At 35.1% G+C, this 16,947-nt stretch carries 14 protein-coding genes; 12 read left to right on the top strand and 2 right to left on the bottom strand.

Annotation, left to right across the window (positions count from 1 at the left end):
* Positions 1–123: 123 nt before the first annotated feature.
* Both HA044_RS03080 and HA044_RS03075 read right to left on the bottom strand, forming a co-directional pair.
* The gene (locus tag HA044_RS03080; protein WP_187539179.1) at positions 124–1,209 is read right to left on the bottom strand and encodes a DEAD/DEAH box helicase; all 1,086 of its coding nucleotides are present in this window, start codon (positions 1,207–1,209) and stop codon (positions 124–126) included.
* On the bottom strand, positions 1,206–2,186 hold the full coding sequence (locus HA044_RS03075) for a Gfo/Idh/MocA family protein (RefSeq protein ID WP_187539416.1): 981 nt from the start codon (positions 2,184–2,186) through the stop codon (positions 1,206–1,208). Before HA044_RS03075 ends, HA044_RS03080 begins: the two co-directional genes overlap by 4 nt.
* Before the next feature lie 126 nt (positions 2,187–2,312).
* Here HA044_RS03075 and HA044_RS03070 point away from each other — a divergent pair, with 126 nt between their 5' ends.
* The 12 genes from HA044_RS03070 to HA044_RS03015 all read left to right on the top strand — a co-directional run bounded on the left by HA044_RS03070 (position 2,313) and on the right by HA044_RS03015 (position 16,940).
* The gene (locus tag HA044_RS03070; RefSeq protein WP_187539177.1) at positions 2,313–3,236 is read left to right on the top strand and encodes a glycosyltransferase family 2 protein; all 924 of its coding nucleotides are present in this window, start codon (positions 2,313–2,315) and stop codon (positions 3,234–3,236) included.
* A gap of 3 nt (positions 3,237–3,239) precedes the next feature.
* On the top strand, positions 3,240–4,715 hold the full coding sequence (locus HA044_RS03065) for a glucosyltransferase domain-containing protein (RefSeq protein WP_187539175.1): 1,476 nt from the start codon (positions 3,240–3,242) through the stop codon (positions 4,713–4,715).
* Between the two features lie 76 nt (positions 4,716–4,791).
* Complete coding sequence (gene rfbD, locus HA044_RS03060; RefSeq protein WP_187539173.1) at positions 4,792–5,643, top strand: dTDP-4-dehydrorhamnose reductase; 852 nt, start codon at positions 4,792–4,794, stop codon at positions 5,641–5,643.
* 208 nt (positions 5,644–5,851) lie between these two features.
* Positions 5,852–7,054, top strand: coding sequence for a polysaccharide biosynthesis C-terminal domain-containing protein (locus tag HA044_RS03055; RefSeq protein ID WP_262407531.1), 1,203 nt, complete (start codon positions 5,852–5,854; stop codon positions 7,052–7,054).
* Positions 7,055–7,059: 5 nt separating this feature from the next.
* Positions 7,060–8,001 carry a glycosyltransferase family 2 protein gene (locus HA044_RS03050; RefSeq protein WP_187539169.1) on the top strand — a complete coding sequence of 314 codons (942 nt, stop codon included), beginning with the start codon at positions 7,060–7,062 and terminating at the stop codon, positions 7,999–8,001.
* A 21-nt stretch (positions 8,002–8,022) separates the two neighbouring features.
* Entirely contained in the window at positions 8,023–8,991 is a 969-nt protein-coding gene (locus HA044_RS03045) for a glycosyltransferase (protein WP_187539166.1), read from the top strand.
* The gene (locus HA044_RS03040) at positions 8,992–9,708 is read left to right on the top strand and encodes a glycosyltransferase family 2 protein (protein WP_187539164.1); all 717 of its coding nucleotides are present in this window, start codon (positions 8,992–8,994) and stop codon (positions 9,706–9,708) included.
* Positions 9,708–10,064: a DUF2304 domain-containing protein gene (locus tag HA044_RS03035; RefSeq protein ID WP_187539414.1), complete on the top strand. Its 357-nt coding sequence runs from the start codon at positions 9,708–9,710 to the stop codon at positions 10,062–10,064. Before HA044_RS03040 ends, HA044_RS03035 begins: the two co-directional genes overlap by 1 nt.
* Positions 10,054–10,830, top strand: a complete 777-nt coding sequence (locus tag HA044_RS03030) for a glycosyltransferase family 2 protein (protein WP_187539162.1) — start codon at positions 10,054–10,056, stop codon at positions 10,828–10,830. Before HA044_RS03035 ends, HA044_RS03030 begins: the two co-directional genes overlap by 11 nt.
* Before the next feature lie 14 nt (positions 10,831–10,844).
* Positions 10,845–12,503: a hypothetical protein gene (locus tag HA044_RS03025; protein WP_187539160.1), complete on the top strand. Its 1,659-nt coding sequence runs from the start codon at positions 10,845–10,847 to the stop codon at positions 12,501–12,503.
* A gap of 200 nt (positions 12,504–12,703) precedes the next feature.
* Positions 12,704–15,655: a rhamnan synthesis F family protein gene (locus HA044_RS03020; protein WP_187539158.1), complete on the top strand. Its 2,952-nt coding sequence runs from the start codon at positions 12,704–12,706 to the stop codon at positions 15,653–15,655.
* Entirely contained in the window at positions 15,642–16,940 is a 1,299-nt protein-coding gene (locus tag HA044_RS03015; protein ID WP_187539156.1) for a DUF2142 domain-containing protein, read from the top strand. The genes HA044_RS03020 and HA044_RS03015 overlap by 14 nt, the downstream gene beginning before the upstream one ends.
* The last annotated feature ends 7 nt before the right edge of the window (positions 16,941–16,947 follow it).

The raw sequence follows: 16,947 nt of genomic DNA, 5'->3' as shown, positions 1-16,947 counted from the left end.
GCACAGTTGAGTAGGGCTGTAAAAGCTGATGAAATCAGCGTAGTAGAGCCCACTCAACCACTGCGTCTTGCTCGACACTCCAAAGATAATTGAGAGGCTAGGACTTTTGTCCTAGCCTCTTTGTTAGTCATTGAGATAGAGTTGGGAATTTTTCAGGACAATCTCTCGGATAGAAGCATACTTTTTCAAGGTTTTGAGTTCTTCGGGGTGGGTGATTAGGGTAATCACATAGCCCTCACGGCCCATCCGTCCCGTACGACCAGCTCGGTGGGTGTAGGTTTCTTTGTCTCGAGGGAGATCGTAGTTGATCACACATTCCAGATGGTCAATATCGATTCCACGAGCTACCAGATCAGTCGCAAGTAGAAGGGTTAGCTGGTGCTCCTTAAAGCGTTCCAGGATGACCTTACGGTACTTGACATTGACATCACTAGCAAGCGACACGGCCTCTACACCCCGGTATTGCAGCTTTTCTTCTGCACTTCCTAGATCAGATAGGCTGTTGAAGAAGGCAAGGCCACGAAAGTCTTCGACGTGGGCGAGTTTGCGGAGGAGTTCGACCTTGTCACGCTGATCCACTTGCATATAAAAATGCTGAATATTGTCTAAGCTAACTCCATCAACTGTCAATTGGATGGTATTTTCTTCTAATTGGTCTGGATCGACCTTAGCTGTCGCGCTCATATAGATATATTGATGATCACGAGGAGCATAGTGACTGATTTTATCAACAAAATGGTACTGAGAATCACTCAGTAACTGGTCAAATTCATCTAAAATGATGGTATCCACATTCATCATTTTAATTTTTTTCAGTTTGATCAGTTCAAAGACCCGACCAGGAGTACCGACTAAGATTTCAGGTCCTTTTTTGAGGCGTTCGATTTGCCGTTTTTGACTGGATCCTGACAGGAAGAGTTGGGTCTGGAGACCAAGAGGCTCTGCCCATTGCTTGGTGACATCAAAAATTTGTCCTGCTAACTCCGTATTAGGAGCTAGAATCAAGAGTTGTTGGGCCTTCTTCGGTTTGAGTTTGAGCAAGCTTGGAAAGAGGTAGGCAAGTGTCTTACCAGTACCGGTAGGACTGATCCCTAAAACATTCTCCCCTTCATAGATGGGAGAAAAGATCTGCTCCTGAATGTCAGTGAAGGTATCAAAACCTAGTGTTTCTAGCTGGTCTAACCAGCTTTTTGGGAAATGTTCTTTCATTCTTTTTCATCCTTAAAGTGAATTCCAGCGCTTTGACGCATCTGGTAGAGGGTCTCATGGACTTGTTCCGCAGTTTGTAACCATTCGAGATATACGCTATCTTTTTGGCCAGCAATTGCCAGCGCAAAGGCTTCCGCCTCTTCTTGCATTACGTGAGTACATGGCTCAATAGGGAGGTCGAAGATTTCTCCAGAATGGCTGATGAATTGAGCCTGGTTAATTGCAGCCACAGCATTTAGAGTCAAGGTTCCAGTCTTTGTGTAGATTTCAGCTGGTAGATGACTGGTGATGTTTTTCCCCGCCTGTATGGCAACCTGAAACTCTGGATGGATGAGGACACCTTGACCATAGAGATCAACCGAATTTGGTAATTGCTGAGCGGTGTAGTGGCTTGAGACTGGCCCTCCAAAGAAACCAATCGCTAGGTAGAGGCAGTAGACTCCAAGATCCATCAAGGCACCACCTGCATAGATATCTGAGAAAATATTCGGCATCTCACCAGCAAGAAGGGCAGGTAACTTGGAAGAATATTTTGCAAAGGTAAAGTTAGCGCCTAAAATTTCTTGACCGGATAGAAAATCTTTAATGACTTGAAAAGCTGCTTCTTGGTAATTTCTGGCAGCTTCAAAGAGATAGACCTGGTGTTCTCTAGCCAGCTTCACCAGTTCCTTCCATTCAGAAGGACTCGTCACCGCCGGTTTTTCAATGATGACATGCTTCTTTGCTAGAATAGCAAGCTTGGCCTGAGAAAAATGAAGGGCGTTAGGACTCGCAATGTAGACGACATCTAAATCACTGTTCAAGAAGTCCACCAAGTCCGTGTAGCAAGAAGTAGAATCATAAGGTTTACAAAAGTCTTGAGCAGTTTCTAAACGCCTTGAATACACCGCCTGTATGCGATAGCGCCCAGTCAAGTGCGCTGCCTTAATAAATTCCTGTGAAATCCAACTCGTTCCAATAATTCCAAGCCTTAGCATCATCAATCCTCCATCGAATGTTTCATCCTATTATAACATGAAAAGAGGGAAGGGCGGGATGAAAAATGCTAGGGATTATGAGAGTTTTTTGTTACAATAGAAAGTGAATAAGTCAAGGAGTAAGCAATGACCCTATCAGTTGTAGTCCCATGTTTTAACGAAGAAGAATCGATTCCATTATTTTATCGAGAAATGGAACGTGTTCGGGTGGAGATGGGAGAAAAGTTTGAATATATTTTTATAAATGATGGATCTTCCGATAGTACGCTATCTGTACTTCGAAAGTTACATGTTACAGATTCAAATGTGCATTACCTTTCTTTTTCTCGGAATTTTGGGAAAGAAGCCGCACTCTATGCTGGACTTGAGCGAGTTAGTGGTGAATTCGTCACTGTCATGGATGTAGATCTACAGGATCCTCCAGAGTTATTGGTTCAAATGAAGCAGAAATTGGATGAAAACCCGGAATTGGACTGTGTCGGAACACGGCGGGTAACCCGTGATGGTGAACCGCCGATTCGCTCATTCTTTGCACGGATGTTTTATAAATTGATCAATCATATCAGCCAAGTAGAAATGGTTGATGGTGCGCGTGATTTCCGTTTGATGCGCCGTCCCATGGTCGATGCGATTTTAGAGTTATCAGAATACAATCGCTTTTCAAAAGGAATTTTTGCCTGGGTAGGATTTGAAACAGAATACCTAGAATACAAGAATGTTGAGCGCGTGGCAGGAGAGACGTCTTGGAACTTTTGGTCCCTCTTTAAATACTCGATTGAAGGGATTGTCAATTTCTCGGATGCCCCACTAAACATTGCCTTTATTGGTGGACTGTTATCTTGGATCTTGGCCTTTATCATGGTGATTCTGATTGTGATCCGTACCTTAGTGTTTGGAGATCCAACTTCAGGTTGGCCGTCTCTCATGACGGTGATCCTCTTCCTTGGAGGCTTCCAATTATTAACCATTGGGATTTTAGGGAAATATGTTGGTAAGATCTTTATGGAAACTAAGAAACGGCCAGTTTATGTTGTGAAAGAGGAGGAATAAAGAATGGTTGAGGTATGTAAATCAATATTTCAGAATCTTTTTGAGTTTATAAAAAGAAATAGAGCTGCATGTTACCTCATTTTTGTTATCTATTTACTTGTAAATATAAATATTAGTTTAGCAGAATTTCCTTATATTGATGATATTGGTCGACAACTTCAAGGCTACACAGGATTTTCTGAACATTATTCCCGATATTTTAGTGAAATAACATCTCGTTTTATTCAGGGTGGACCACACTTAACTGACCCTGGTTTGACAACAAATATTATTTCGTCTATTGTTCTAAGTATTACAAGTATTTTATTATTATTTATTTTATTTCCCTATAAGAAGATAGATTGGTTCACTGCACTATCATCAACTATTGTTGGTTTAAATCCTTGGTTCTTGGAGCCATTGAGTTTTAGATTCGATAATCCTTTCATGTCCTTGAGTGTATTTGTGTCTGTCTTGCCATTCATTTTTTTGAAGTCTAACAAATTGTTTAGTCTGAGCTCGATATTATGTATTTTTCTAATGTGTAATTCTTATCAAGCATCTTCAGGGATTTATATTTTGATTGTCCTAACCTTAGTATTTTTAGAGTTTCTAAATGATAATAAATTGAATATACAAATGATTGTTATATCATCTGTATCGTATATTCTAGGTATGATTTTATATAAAATTCAAATTACAATTAAGCCTCCAATTTTCGCAGATCAAGGTAGGATTCCTAGATTGTTAGATATTCCAGCTACGTTATTTAATAATGCAAAGGGATATTTAAAAAATATTTACCTTCAAAGTTCGAATATTTGGATAGTTCTTGCTGCCGTTTTAGTTATTTTTTTAATCATATCTGTTTATTTGATAAGTAAAGAAAAGAAATTGACAAAAACAGTTTTAGTAATTTCCTGGTTATTTTTAGGCTGTATCTTTAGTTATGGTTCTTACCTAATTCTTTTAGAAAAGTTCTATCTTTTAAGACCTAGATATGAATATGGATTGGGAATCTTTTCATCAATCATCTTGATTGTAACTTTAGGGATTTCTACTAAGGTTCATTACTTTGAAATATCAAAAAAATTCCTAACATTATTGAGTGTATACTACGCGTTGTCATTCTCGTTTATTTATGTTGATAGTTTAAAGCAACAAAATAAAGTATTCGAAACACAGAGTGTTATGTTAGGTAGTACTCTTAATAAGTATGTTTCAGCGCAAAATAGGGTAGTTAATATTAATAGGTTTATATCAAATTCACCTATATACGAAAATTCAGCTCTTGTTTACCCCATGATTCGTAGCCTAATTATGCCAAATACAAATATTTCCTGGGATATGACAATGCGATTTAATAGCTTAACGAAACTAGATGTTGATTTTAAAATGTTTGATGTAAATCAGATAGATTCTACTTATAGAAAACTAGAAACTACAAAATTATACGATATTTTATCTAAAGATGATCAATTATTTGTTATAATGAAATAGAATTCAGTTGGGTAATGAATAATAAATATACTTAATATTAACAAATGCTAAAATAAATTTTCAAGGAGATTTTACCATGATTTTAGTAACAGGTGCAAATGGCCAACTCGGAACTGAACTTCGTCACCTTCTTGACGAACGCAACGAAGAGTATGTAGCAGTAGACGTAGCAGAGATGGACATCACAAATGCTGAGAAGGTAGACGAAGTGTTTGCAGAAGTAAAACCAACCTTAGTCTACCACTGTGCTGCCTATACTGCAGTGGATGCTGCTGAAGATGAAGGAAAAGAGCTGGACTATGCTATCAACGTGACCGGTACGGAAAATGTAGCGAAAGCGTCTGAAAAGCACGGTGCAACTTTGGTCTATATTTCAACAGACTACGTGTTTGATGGTAAAAAGCCAGTGGGACAAGAATGGGAAGTAGATGATCAACCAGATCCTCAAACAGAGTACGGACGTACCAAACGCATGGGGGAAGAACTGGTTGAGAAGCATGTCTCTAACTTCTATATCATTCGTACAGCTTGGGTATTTGGTAACTACGGTAAGAACTTTGTTTTCACCATGCAAAACTTAGCCAAGACTCACAAAACTTTGACGGTCGTTAATGACCAACACGGTCGTCCAACTTGGACTCGTACTCTTGCAGAGTTTATGACCTATTTAGCTGAAAATCGTAAAGATTATGGTTATTACCACTTGTCTAATGATGCAGAAGAAGATACAACTTGGTATGACTTTGCAGTTGAAATCCTAAAAGATACGGATGTAGAAGTGAAGCCAGTGGATTCCAGCCAATTCCCAGCTAAGGCGAAACGACCACTTAATTCTACAATGAGCTTGGCTAAAGCAAAGGCTACAGGATTTTTCATCCCAACATGGCAAGATGCTCTAAAAGAGTTCTATAAACAAGAAGTGAAATAATGTTTTCAAAAGAGGGTAAAGTGTTTATGACCTTACCTCAAAAGTTAGAAAAGACAGACTTAACTTTTGGGAATTTGGTCATTAGTGCCACCTCTCTTTTTTATTGGGTTTATGGTATAATAAAAGCAATATACTGATTGAAAGTGAGTTGTAATACTTGGAAAATGTAACTCCCCAAAAGGTTTTTTTCTGGAATATTTTAGGAAGTATGTCTTCAGCAGCTGTTTCTGTTATACTTCTTTTTATTGTTACACGTACTTTGAATAGTGCTTCGGCGGATGTTTACAGTTTTGCCTATGCGATTGCAAACCTATTTGTTATTGTCGCTAGTTTTCAAGTCAGAGACTTCCAAGCAACAGATATAAGAGAAAAGTATTCTTTTGATACCTACTTTGTTACGAGGATACTTTCAAACATTGCTATGGTTCTTCTTTTAGTAATGTATCTCATTTTTAATCCGAATACGCATTCAAATGTTGGAATCATATTTTGGGTCTCTTTTTTCCGAGTTAGTGAAGCTTTATCAGATGTTTTTCAAGGATTATTTCAGCAGAAGGAACGTTTGGATATTGCCGGGAAGTCTCTCTTTCTGAGAAATACCCTTTCAACAATTGTCTTTGCTCTAACTTTAGTAATTACTAAATATCTTTTGTGGTCTGTCATCTCACAAACAATCAGTTCATTCGTATTCATTGCTTTATTTGACTATCCTCATTCAAAGGTTTTCCATAGATTGAACCCTTTCAGTGTTAAGCTTGGCAATATTATTAGTGTATTGAAAGATTGTTTACCTTTATTTATTAATGCTTTTTTGCTGGTTTCAATATATAACCAACCGAAATATGCATTGAATGATATTTTTAACCAGGGACTAATTGGTAATGGTGTTCAAAGAGATTTCAGTATTTTGTTTACCCCTATTTTTGCTATGAATCTGATGATTGTCTTTCTTAGGCCAATGATTACCCAGCTTGCTGTATTTTTGGAGGAAAGGAAAATATCGCATTTTATAACTTACAAGAATAATCTCTTCAAGATTTTACTTGGTACCTGTACCTTCATTTTTCTTATTGGTGCTTTTATAGCAATTCCAGCACTGGATATTGTATATGGAACCCATTTAAAACAGTATCAAACTAGTTTTGTAGTTTTGTTATTAGGGGGGATTGCAAGTACCTTTTCAACAGTATGTGATAATATCTTGACAATATTTAGAAAGCAACATTTTCTAGTGATTTCATTTGTCGTTGGTTACATTGTGTCACTCTTAACGGCAAAGCCTTTAGTTTCTAAATTTGAGATTTTTGGGGCATCCCTATCATTTCTTTGTTCAATGGTAGCCTGGTTACTTGCTTCTCTAGTAATTTATTTTGTAACAAATCCATACACAATTTTTAGAAGGAAAAAATAATTGACATGAAATTTTCTGTTATTATCCCTGCTTACAATGTTTCAAGCTATTTGGAGGGCTGTGTTCAGAGTATACTAAGACAGACGTTTGAAAATTACGAAATAATCATTGTGGATGATGGTTCGACAGATAATACAGGTATTATCGCAGATGAGCTTTCGAAAAATTATCATCAAGTGGCTGTAATCCACCAGAGTAATGGTGGTGCATCAAAGGCGCGTAATACTGGAATTAGTAAGTCTTCTGGTGACTATCTTTTATTTCTAGATGGCGATGATTTTTGGAGCGATACGCAGTTTTTAGATGCGATTGCTACCAAAATTAAAGCAAAGGCTGTTGATGTAATTATCTTCGGTTACAGTTATTATTACGACAAGGAAATAAAGGAAATTCCTATTTCTAGTCAGAACAACTTGCTTACAGCAACTAATTTTGGTTTGTTTAACGGTCCAAATTGGAATAAGTGTATTTCTAAAAAGTTGATAAGTAACGGTCTGTGTTTTCCAGAGGACTTGGTATCAGAAGATAGTTTATATTGTTCCTACATACTAAAGTTAGTGGAGAGTTTTTCAGTCCTAACAAGCACACAATATATGTACCGTCAAAACAGAGCAGGAAGCTTAACGAATATAGTAAAAGAAGCAAATGTGTTGGATACATTGAGAGGAATAGAGCGTGGCTTGTTTGATGTGTCTGAGTTGCCAGATACAAAACAAAAAGCTTTGACGACCTATTTTGCAATTTCTTATATTTCAATTTTTCCTTATGCTAAATCCTATCTCTCAAATATAGAGATAAAGGAATTGTTACGAAAATATAAATACTTGTTAAAGGCTTCGAACCGTATTGAGAATAAGGCTTTTAAGTTGACTGGTATTTTTACTAATATTTTTGGAATCAATATTTCAACAAAAATATTTTCTTACCTACTAAGATTTTATAAATAAGATAAGTTAGAAAGAGAAAGAATGAATAATCCAGCCATTACAGTCATAATTCCTGTTTATAATGCACAAGAGGGACTTAAACAATGCTTAGATTCGCTTTTGAATCAGACCTTTAGGGATTTTGAAATTATTCTTTTAAATGATGGTTCCACAGACGACTCCTTGTTGGTTTTGCAAACTTATGCTTCTGCTCACAACTTTATTAGAGTTATCGATAAAAAAAACGAGGGAGTTGCTAAAACGAGAAATAAAGGAATACACCTGGCTAAGGGTGAGTATATTGTCTTTATTGATAATGATGACTTTGTTGATTCTGATTATTTAGAGCGGTTTTACAATGCCATTCACCAAGAACAATTAGATATTGTTCTTGGTGGCTATAAGCGTGTTAATCAGGACTTGAAGACACTTTTCAAGCAAGACCTCACACAGTCAGAATGGTCTAAGTATATGATAGTTGCACCTTGGGCACGTATCTATCAAACTTCATTTTTAATCGATAATGAGATTGAGTTTTTTGATTATCCAATTGGTGAGGATGTTATTTTTACGTTATCAGCTTACAATTTAACGGAAAAGATAAAAATAATTGATTATAATGGCTACAATTGGTTTTTCAACGAGAAAAGTATTTCAAATACATCACAAAGAGGGTTTAACCCGAATATAGATATTGTGTACTTCTTGAGCCACCTACTTCAAGTTGCTGGTGATTCAAAATATATTCGTTATTTTATCAAACGCTATTATATTTGGTACTTACTTTTTTCTGGAAGAGCAGCCTCTAGCTTATCATTTATGGATCAATATAAAAAGATTAAGCAGTGGATTTCTAAAGAAAATATAGACTCAAGTTTAACTCCATTATCATCGGAGATAACAGGAGAACGAATGCAAACCGTTGTTTCGGTATTGGCTTTTAGAACCTTCGAGCGCTTGAGACTTGTCTCACTGTTTTCAAAATTATACTGTAAAGGAAAGGAGAAGTAGTTGAGAGTTTTAATGATTATTCCTGCCTACAATGAGGAGGAAAGTATTTTCGACACGGTAACAAGTATCTTGGATTACCGCAAGAAAGTTGATTTTGATTTGGACTATGTTGTGATCAATGATGGATCAACAGATAAGACAAAAGAAATTCTAGAAGAAAACCATTTTAATGCTGTTCATCTGGTTATGAATCTTGGAATTGGCGGTGCGGTTCAAACAGGCTACAAATATGCACTAGGGCATGACTATGATGTAGCAGTTCAATTTGACGGTGATGGTCAGCATGATATTGAATCTTTGTCAGACCTTTTAGATCCAATTCGAAAAAATGAGGCAGACCTCGTTATTGGTTCTCGTTTTGTTGGGGATGTTAAGTCAGAGTTTCAAACGACTTTTATGCGAAGGTTTGGAATTAGTGTGATTTCCAACCTCATAAAATGGACAACAGGTCAAAGAGTCTTGGACACAACATCAGGTTACCGTTTGGCTGACAAAGCTATTATCAAGCAGTTCGCTAAGCGCTATCCTATCAAGTATCCGGAACCAGAGACGATTGTTCATATTTTGAGACGTAAGTATCGAGTAGTTGAACGACCTGCCAATATGTTTGAGCGTACAGGAGGCGTTTCGTCCATTACGCCAATCAAATCGATTCGTTATATGCTTGAAGTGTGTTCATCGATTCTAATCGCAGCTTTTATGAGGGAGAGTGAATGATGTCCGTTTTATCTATTGTAATGTTGCTAGCCTCAATTTTTTTCCTTTATTTAGTCATTCGCAATATCAACAAAAATAATATATTATTTGAACAGGCCTTCATGTGGATTATCATCAGTTTTGTGATGATAGTAATCGCAGTGTTTGATTCGATTCCTGGCTACTTTGCCAGACTACTTGGATTTGAATTGACATCCAATTTTCTATTGTCTCTTACTATCTTTTTCCTGTTGGTTATTGCATTTTTACAAACCATGACCTTGTCGAAACAAAAAGAGCAGATCAAGTATTTAGTGCAAGAATTATCAATTCTAAAGAGTCATGTTGTTGAGAAAGAGGAAAAGAATGAAGGATAATCATACTTGGGTAATTTGTGCTTATGGAGAAAGTGATTATCTAGAAGCCTGTATTCAATCTTTGAAGAATCAAACTCTCCAATCACAAATTATCTGCTATAGTTCAACGCCACTAGATTCGATTAAGGAACTTTGCCAACGTTATGATATTCCATTTTATACCAAACAAGGTGGAGGAATTGGCAAGGACTGGAACAATGCCATGTCTTTCGTAGAAACGAAATATGCTACCATCGCCCATCAGGATGATTATTATGAGCCAGAATATGCAGAAAAAGTATTGAAAAAAATGGGAAAGAATTCTGATGTGCTAATTGGCTATTCTGATTATTTTGAAGAAAAAGACGGCCATAAAATTCCTGCTAATACGAATCTGAAAATCAAAACCCTGATGTTAAAAACCTTGAATCTTTTTCCGGCTAGTCATTTTTGGCGTAACCGTGTGATGGCTTTTGGAAATCCAATTTGTTGTCCAGCTGTCACCTACAATCTTGAAAAATTGAAGAATTTCTATTTTGATGAGGGAATGAGAGTGAGTTTGGATTGGTACGCATGGTATAAGATCAGCGAGTATAAAGGTCGTTTTGCGTATGTATCTGACAAGCTTATGTGTCACCGGATTCATGGAGAGTCTGAAACATCAAAAACCATTGCGGATAACACTCGTAGTAAAGAAGACTTATACATGTATCAACTATTCTGGCCCAAATGGATGGCTAAGTTGCTAATGAGACAATATGTGAAGAGTCAGAATTCGAATAATTAGGAGAAATAAAATAGATGAAAAATAATATCTTTAACAGAGTCAAACCTTATTTGATCATGATAATATTTTCACTTATTTTTATTTTTCCTTTTTTGTTTTCAAAAGGAAGTTTATATGGTGATGACTTACATTTTCACTTAGATAGAATGTTAGGTCTATCAAATATTTTTGATAGTCCAATTAATTTTAAGACATTCTACAATAGTGGTCAGGGAATTAATTTCTTTTACCCATTTTTAATCTATTACCCTTTTTATATAATTTTTAGTTTTGTTCATAGTATATGGTTTGCTTGGTATTTTTATCTGTTTATCATAACATTTATAACACTATCTATTTCTTTTTACTCAGCAACTAGTATATCAAAATCAAAAATTGTTGGTTATTTATTTGCAATTATATATACATTTAGTACATATCGTAGTTATAATATTTTAATTAGGTTTGCCACGGGTGAAATTTTAGCCATGGCATTTTTACCCTTGATATTTGCTGGCGCATACCAGATTTTTAAAGGTGATTATAGAAAATGGCCAATGTTATCTATTGGTATGACACTGCTTGTCTACTCTCATTTATTATCTGTTTTCATAGCTACTTTGTTACTTACATTTTTCTTTTTTATCTTTTTGATTTGTGCTGATAAAAGAAAAAAGCGTATAATGGCTCTTATTAATGCAATATTATCTTGTACTTTGATGTCATTATTTCAAATAGTTCCACTAATTGAACAAATACTATTTACAAAGTTGTCTTCTCCAGTTACCTTTTCATTAAATAATCAACTGTTTAATTTCAAACAGTTGATTATAGCTAACTTAGTCAATCAACTTGATAAACAAGTTGGATTTGTTCTTTTTATTTCTGTAGTAGTTATCTGCTTCAGATTACGATATATAGAAAAAATATGGCGTATGCTCTTTGTAATTAGCTTATGCTTACTTTTAGCCACTACTTGTTTAGTTAATTGGGAGAAATTTCCTTTAGCTTTGCTTAAAGTAATACAATTTCCATGGCGTTTAAATGGCTTTACAACAATGTTTTTATCTTATTTATTAGCTGTTGTCCTTTTAAAATTAAGGAAATATATTTATATTTCGTTTATTATTCTAGCCATCTCAATGAATACTATTAGTGTGATAAAGACATTTAAGCTTCTTGCTGAAGAACCGGTCAAAGTTGCTTTTAGAGAGTTATCTAAGAGAAATGATTATTATCATTTAACACATTCTGTGTTTGTTCCAGATTATACAAATGAAATAAGTGAAGGAACTAAGACAAATATTGTTCCTGATGATCCAAGGTGGAGAGTTGTCCAACACGAGGTCTATTTAGGTAAACAGTTAGTTAATAGCGTACAAAGTAATTATTCAGCTAATGTTGCAACATTCCAGCTTCGTAATAGCCATAACAAATCGGAGATAGCTTACCTCCCAGTTTATTTTTATAAAGGTCAAAAAGTATATTTGGATGGTGGAGAAGTAGTGAGTTCTTTAAATGAATGGTCTTCAACTGCTGTAGCAGTTCCTCCAGGAAACCATATTTTAAGAGTGACATATTCTTACACTTTGTTAGCTAAACTTTCGTTTGTTATTTCTCTATTTTCAACTTTGATATTTTTAGTAATCTATATAAGAACTAAAACAAAAAATTACTATTGTATAAATGAATAACATAGTAACACAAAGCAGATTCGCTCTGCTTTTTTTGTTTCTTAATATCAAGATAACTTTTTCTTTTTTGTTTAAACTATAGTATAATTGAGGTGGTATGCACCTTCAAAGATTAGTTATTAACGTAATCTTTGAAGCTAGTAATGTTAGTAGCTATCAAGTACTAATTGATATTTTGTTAAACAAAATGGATGGGAACAATGAATAATTTAATATCGGTGGTTGTGACCTGTTATAATCACGAAAAGTATATTGAGCAATGCTTGCGAAGTATTTATAATCAAACTTATCGAAATATCGAGTTAATTGTTTTGGATGATGGTTCGACGGATGGTTCAACTAAAATTATCCAAGAGGTTTTGAAGGATTCACCTTTCGTGACAAACTTTGAATCTCATGAAAATGTAGGTGTTGTAAAAAATCGGAATATGGGTCTTAGTCTAATCAATGGAGACTATTTGCTGTTTGTAGATAGCGATAACTACCTAGATATGGATTATATTGAGCAGTTGTATAGTAAATTGATCGAGACAAATGCTGATATTGCATATTGTGATCTGTTTAATCCTGAAAAAGAGGAGTTCTATCTTAAAAGTCGTGAATTCGACTTAACTGCTTTTCTAAATGCTAGTTTCATTGATAATTGTTCTTTGATTCGTAGAAATAGTATTGGAAATGCTAGATATGATGAAAATCTAAATCGTAAAAAACTTGAAGATTATGACTTTTTATTGAATCTCATTATTGATAATGGAGCTAAAGCAGTATATCAACCAAATACTAAGCTTAACTATCGTGTGTTTGAAACAGGATCTATTTCTTTACGTAATTCAGTCAAATATCATTATGAAATATATCTTGAGATCCTTGAGAAGTATTTGGATAAACTTCCTCATGAGGTTTATAAAGCAGTTTGTGATAATCTCATGACTTTAGAAGATCGTTTAGAAAGTTTAGTAAGTCACCATAATGATGTTTCTGAATATGTAAAAGAATTACAAAGAAAGCAGAAACAACTTCATCGTAAGAGTCAAACGCAAGTAGTAGAATTGAAAGAGGCTCGTAAAGAAATACAACTGATTCGAAGTTCTCTTTCGTATCGTATAGGGAATTCTTTGATTAAACCTATTAAAATCACGAAGGTTTTATTAAAAAATCCACGAAAAATCAAGTCTTATTTAAATGCTACAAAGGAGAAAATTGTTAGATTACGTCGTCATGTGACCCCACTTAAGGTTCGTCGGTTACGTCGTCTTAGAAATAGTCAACGGTCTGCTCTGTCATTTACTGGTAAAAGAGCGCTAGTCTATGTCATTTTCGAATCTGAAAATCGGTTGCAAGAATACAAATTACGTTTTTTACAGGCTTTATCTCCGTTAATGGATGAGGTCATTGTTGTTGTGAATGGTTCTCTTTGTGTTGAGGATGTCAACAATCTTAAATCTTATGGACAGGTTTTAACTCGTGACAATAAAGGATATGATACAGCAGCCTTTAGAGAGGGAATTTTTGCTTTTGGCAAAGATAAGCTTAAAGATTACGATCAACTGTTTTTGGTAAATGATACCAATATTGGACCAATGAGTGATTTGTCTCAGCTTTGTAAAGAGATGACTGATAGGCATCTTGATTTCTGGGGGATTTCATTTGGAGAAGAGCAAGAAGATGTTACTAAAGAGAATCCATATGGCTATATTCCTAAGCACCTTCAGTCGTATTTTCTAGTTATTGAAAAGCTCATGTTAAATGATGATGCCTTTTATTCTTATTGGACAGATTTGACTGATACAGATTCTCGTGATAAAGCTATTGGTCGACATGAGACTCGTTTTACCAAGTATTTTGCTGATTTGGGTTATCGTTATGATGCGGTTGTGCAAGAATACGAGGATTCTGCTATGTATATTCATCCGTTGAGGATGCTTAAAGCAGGTAGCCCTTTGGTTAAATACACAGCTTTGAAAAATTACGATGAGGAGCAATTCTTGTGGCAAGGTCTAGACCGTGAGTCAGAAGTCCCTGACTTGTTAGAGTTTGTTGCAGAAAAAACGGATTACCCAGTGTCAATTCTTGAAGATATCGTGAATAAGTTTAAGGATATTCCACGTGATCAATATATTCTACTGATTGATGGGGTTGAAAATATTATTCCGCAATGTACCCGTTACCGTGTTTTGAATAAGGCAGAACAATTACGTAAGCATGGCTTTGCAGTCAAAGTTGTTAACCTATCTGAATTCCAACTATCGATGGCTCAAAATGCTAGTCATATTATTATTTATCGTTCTCCAATTTCGCCTGAACTTCTGCGTCTCTGCCATTTGGCTAAGGATTATGAAAAACCTGTTTTCTTTGATATAGATGATTTGGTATTTGATACGGTTTACACGGACCAATTAAGTTATACGCAAGGTCTTGATCCGGTTGAAAAAGGAAATTATGATGCTGGGGTTCGTAATTACGGTTATATGTTAGAGAACTGTGATGGTGCCATTACTTCAACTAACCAGTTGCAAGAGGAGTTGAAGAAGTATCAAAGTAAGGTTTTGCTGAATCGTAACTTGGCTTCTGATGACTTAATTGCTATTAGTAGTCAACATATCAAAGATTATTCTCAACCATCTGATATTGTTAAGATTGGTTATTTCTCTGGTTCAATTAGTCATAATGAGAATTTTGAATTGATTAAACCAGCTATTAAGCAACTGCTTAAGAAATATAGTAATGTTCAATTACATATTGTCGGAATTCTTGATATTCCAAAAGATATGAAGCCCTTTGAAAATCAAATTGTCACTCACGATTATGTGGACTGGGATAAACTGCCTGCCTTGATTAGCGAGGTTGACATTAACTTGGCGCCGCTTGTGGACTCTATCTTTAATCGTGCCAAATCTGAGATTAAGTGGATTGAAGCTGCTTTGGTGAAAGTACCAACCGTAGCAAGCAAGATAGGAGCTTTTTCGGATGAAGTTGTTGATGGTGAAACAGGGCTGTTAGCTACTGATGATGAGTGGCTTGACAAACTAGAATCGTTGGTTTTATCTCTAGAATTAAGGCAAAAATTAGCAGAATCAGCTTACCGAGCAGTCCTTGAGAATTGTACCTTAAGCAAGAAAGATGAAATGGTGACTTATTTTGAACAAAATTAAACAGATAAAAGTTGAAAATCTATTTTTTATATTAGCAACGATTTTTATTTTCTCATTTATGTTTGTGTTTCCGATTAATCGTGTTCCAGATGAAATGAATCATGCGCGTATGACTTGGGAGACTTTACACAGACCAACGGAGAATTCCTTTAAGTGGATGGAAGAGATCCCAAGCAATGATAAAGTTAAACCAACGGAATATAAACAACTTCTAGCACGTAAAATTGAGATGAAGAATGAGCCATTTAGATTCGGCATTAGTCTCAAAACGATTTCTTTTATACCTCAATTAATTGGAATGACGATTGGAAGTTGGCTTAGTCCCACAGTAGGTATGATCATTTATATGGGGCGTATCTTTAATGCATTAGCATACATACTTGGACTATACTTTTTAATACGCTATTTTAAGTATGGAAAGATAGCCGTGATGTTTATATCACTTTTACCTATTATGGTCCAACAAGCATCATCTCTGTCTTATGATGTGATGAATTACTTGGAAGTGATGCTAGCTATTGGTTTTATAACGAATCTCGCCTATTCGAAACGATTTAGCAATCGTAATTTTGTTCAAGTAATAGGCCTTGCTATTTTGCTTCTAGCGACAAAACCAAATAATATTTTGTTATTAGGTTTGATACCTTTTGTATCATTTGAATTTAAGGGTGTATTAAAAACTTTAAATAGACCGTTTAAGTCATTAAAGCTTATAGTTTCTAGATATAAGTTTGTCTTTTATCTTTTACTACTTATAACAATAGGTTTCATTTTACAATTTTTAATGCGAAATGAAGGTGGTCTCTTTCATTATATTCATGTTCTGTTAAATACACTTGTAGATGCAAAGCAAAATGGAGACTTAAACTCCATTCTCACAATAGGAATTTTTGGTTTTTTAGGAAACTTTACATTGCAGTTACCTCTATGGTTGATTTTTGTTGATGTAGCAGTATTGTTTTTGATCTTTTTAGCAGATAAAAAAAATTTCTTTTCAAAAGATTTTTCAATTCTTGCAGCCTTGTTATTTCCAATTCAAGTCATCGCTACTGTAACAGTTATGTATCTTCAATGGACTCCCATTGTTCTTGGCCATGGCGCTTCTGTTTCAGTGGGTTCACAAGGAAGATATTTTACACCATTTTTGATACTCTTTTTACCTCTAGTAGCAAATTTAGGTCATTTTGAAATCTCACAAAATAAAGTTTTAAAAATTTCAACTGCTACATTACTAGTAAATTATTTAATTTCCATTTTTTTGATCATTCCTTATTATTGGATGTAGGTGAATA

The sequence above is a fragment of the Streptococcus sp. IMAU 99161 genome (assembly GCF_014435245.1).
Classification (GTDB): Bacteria; Bacillota; Bacilli; order Lactobacillales; family Streptococcaceae; genus Streptococcus; species Streptococcus lactarius.
This window is presented reverse-complemented; position numbering and strand designations above follow the sequence as displayed.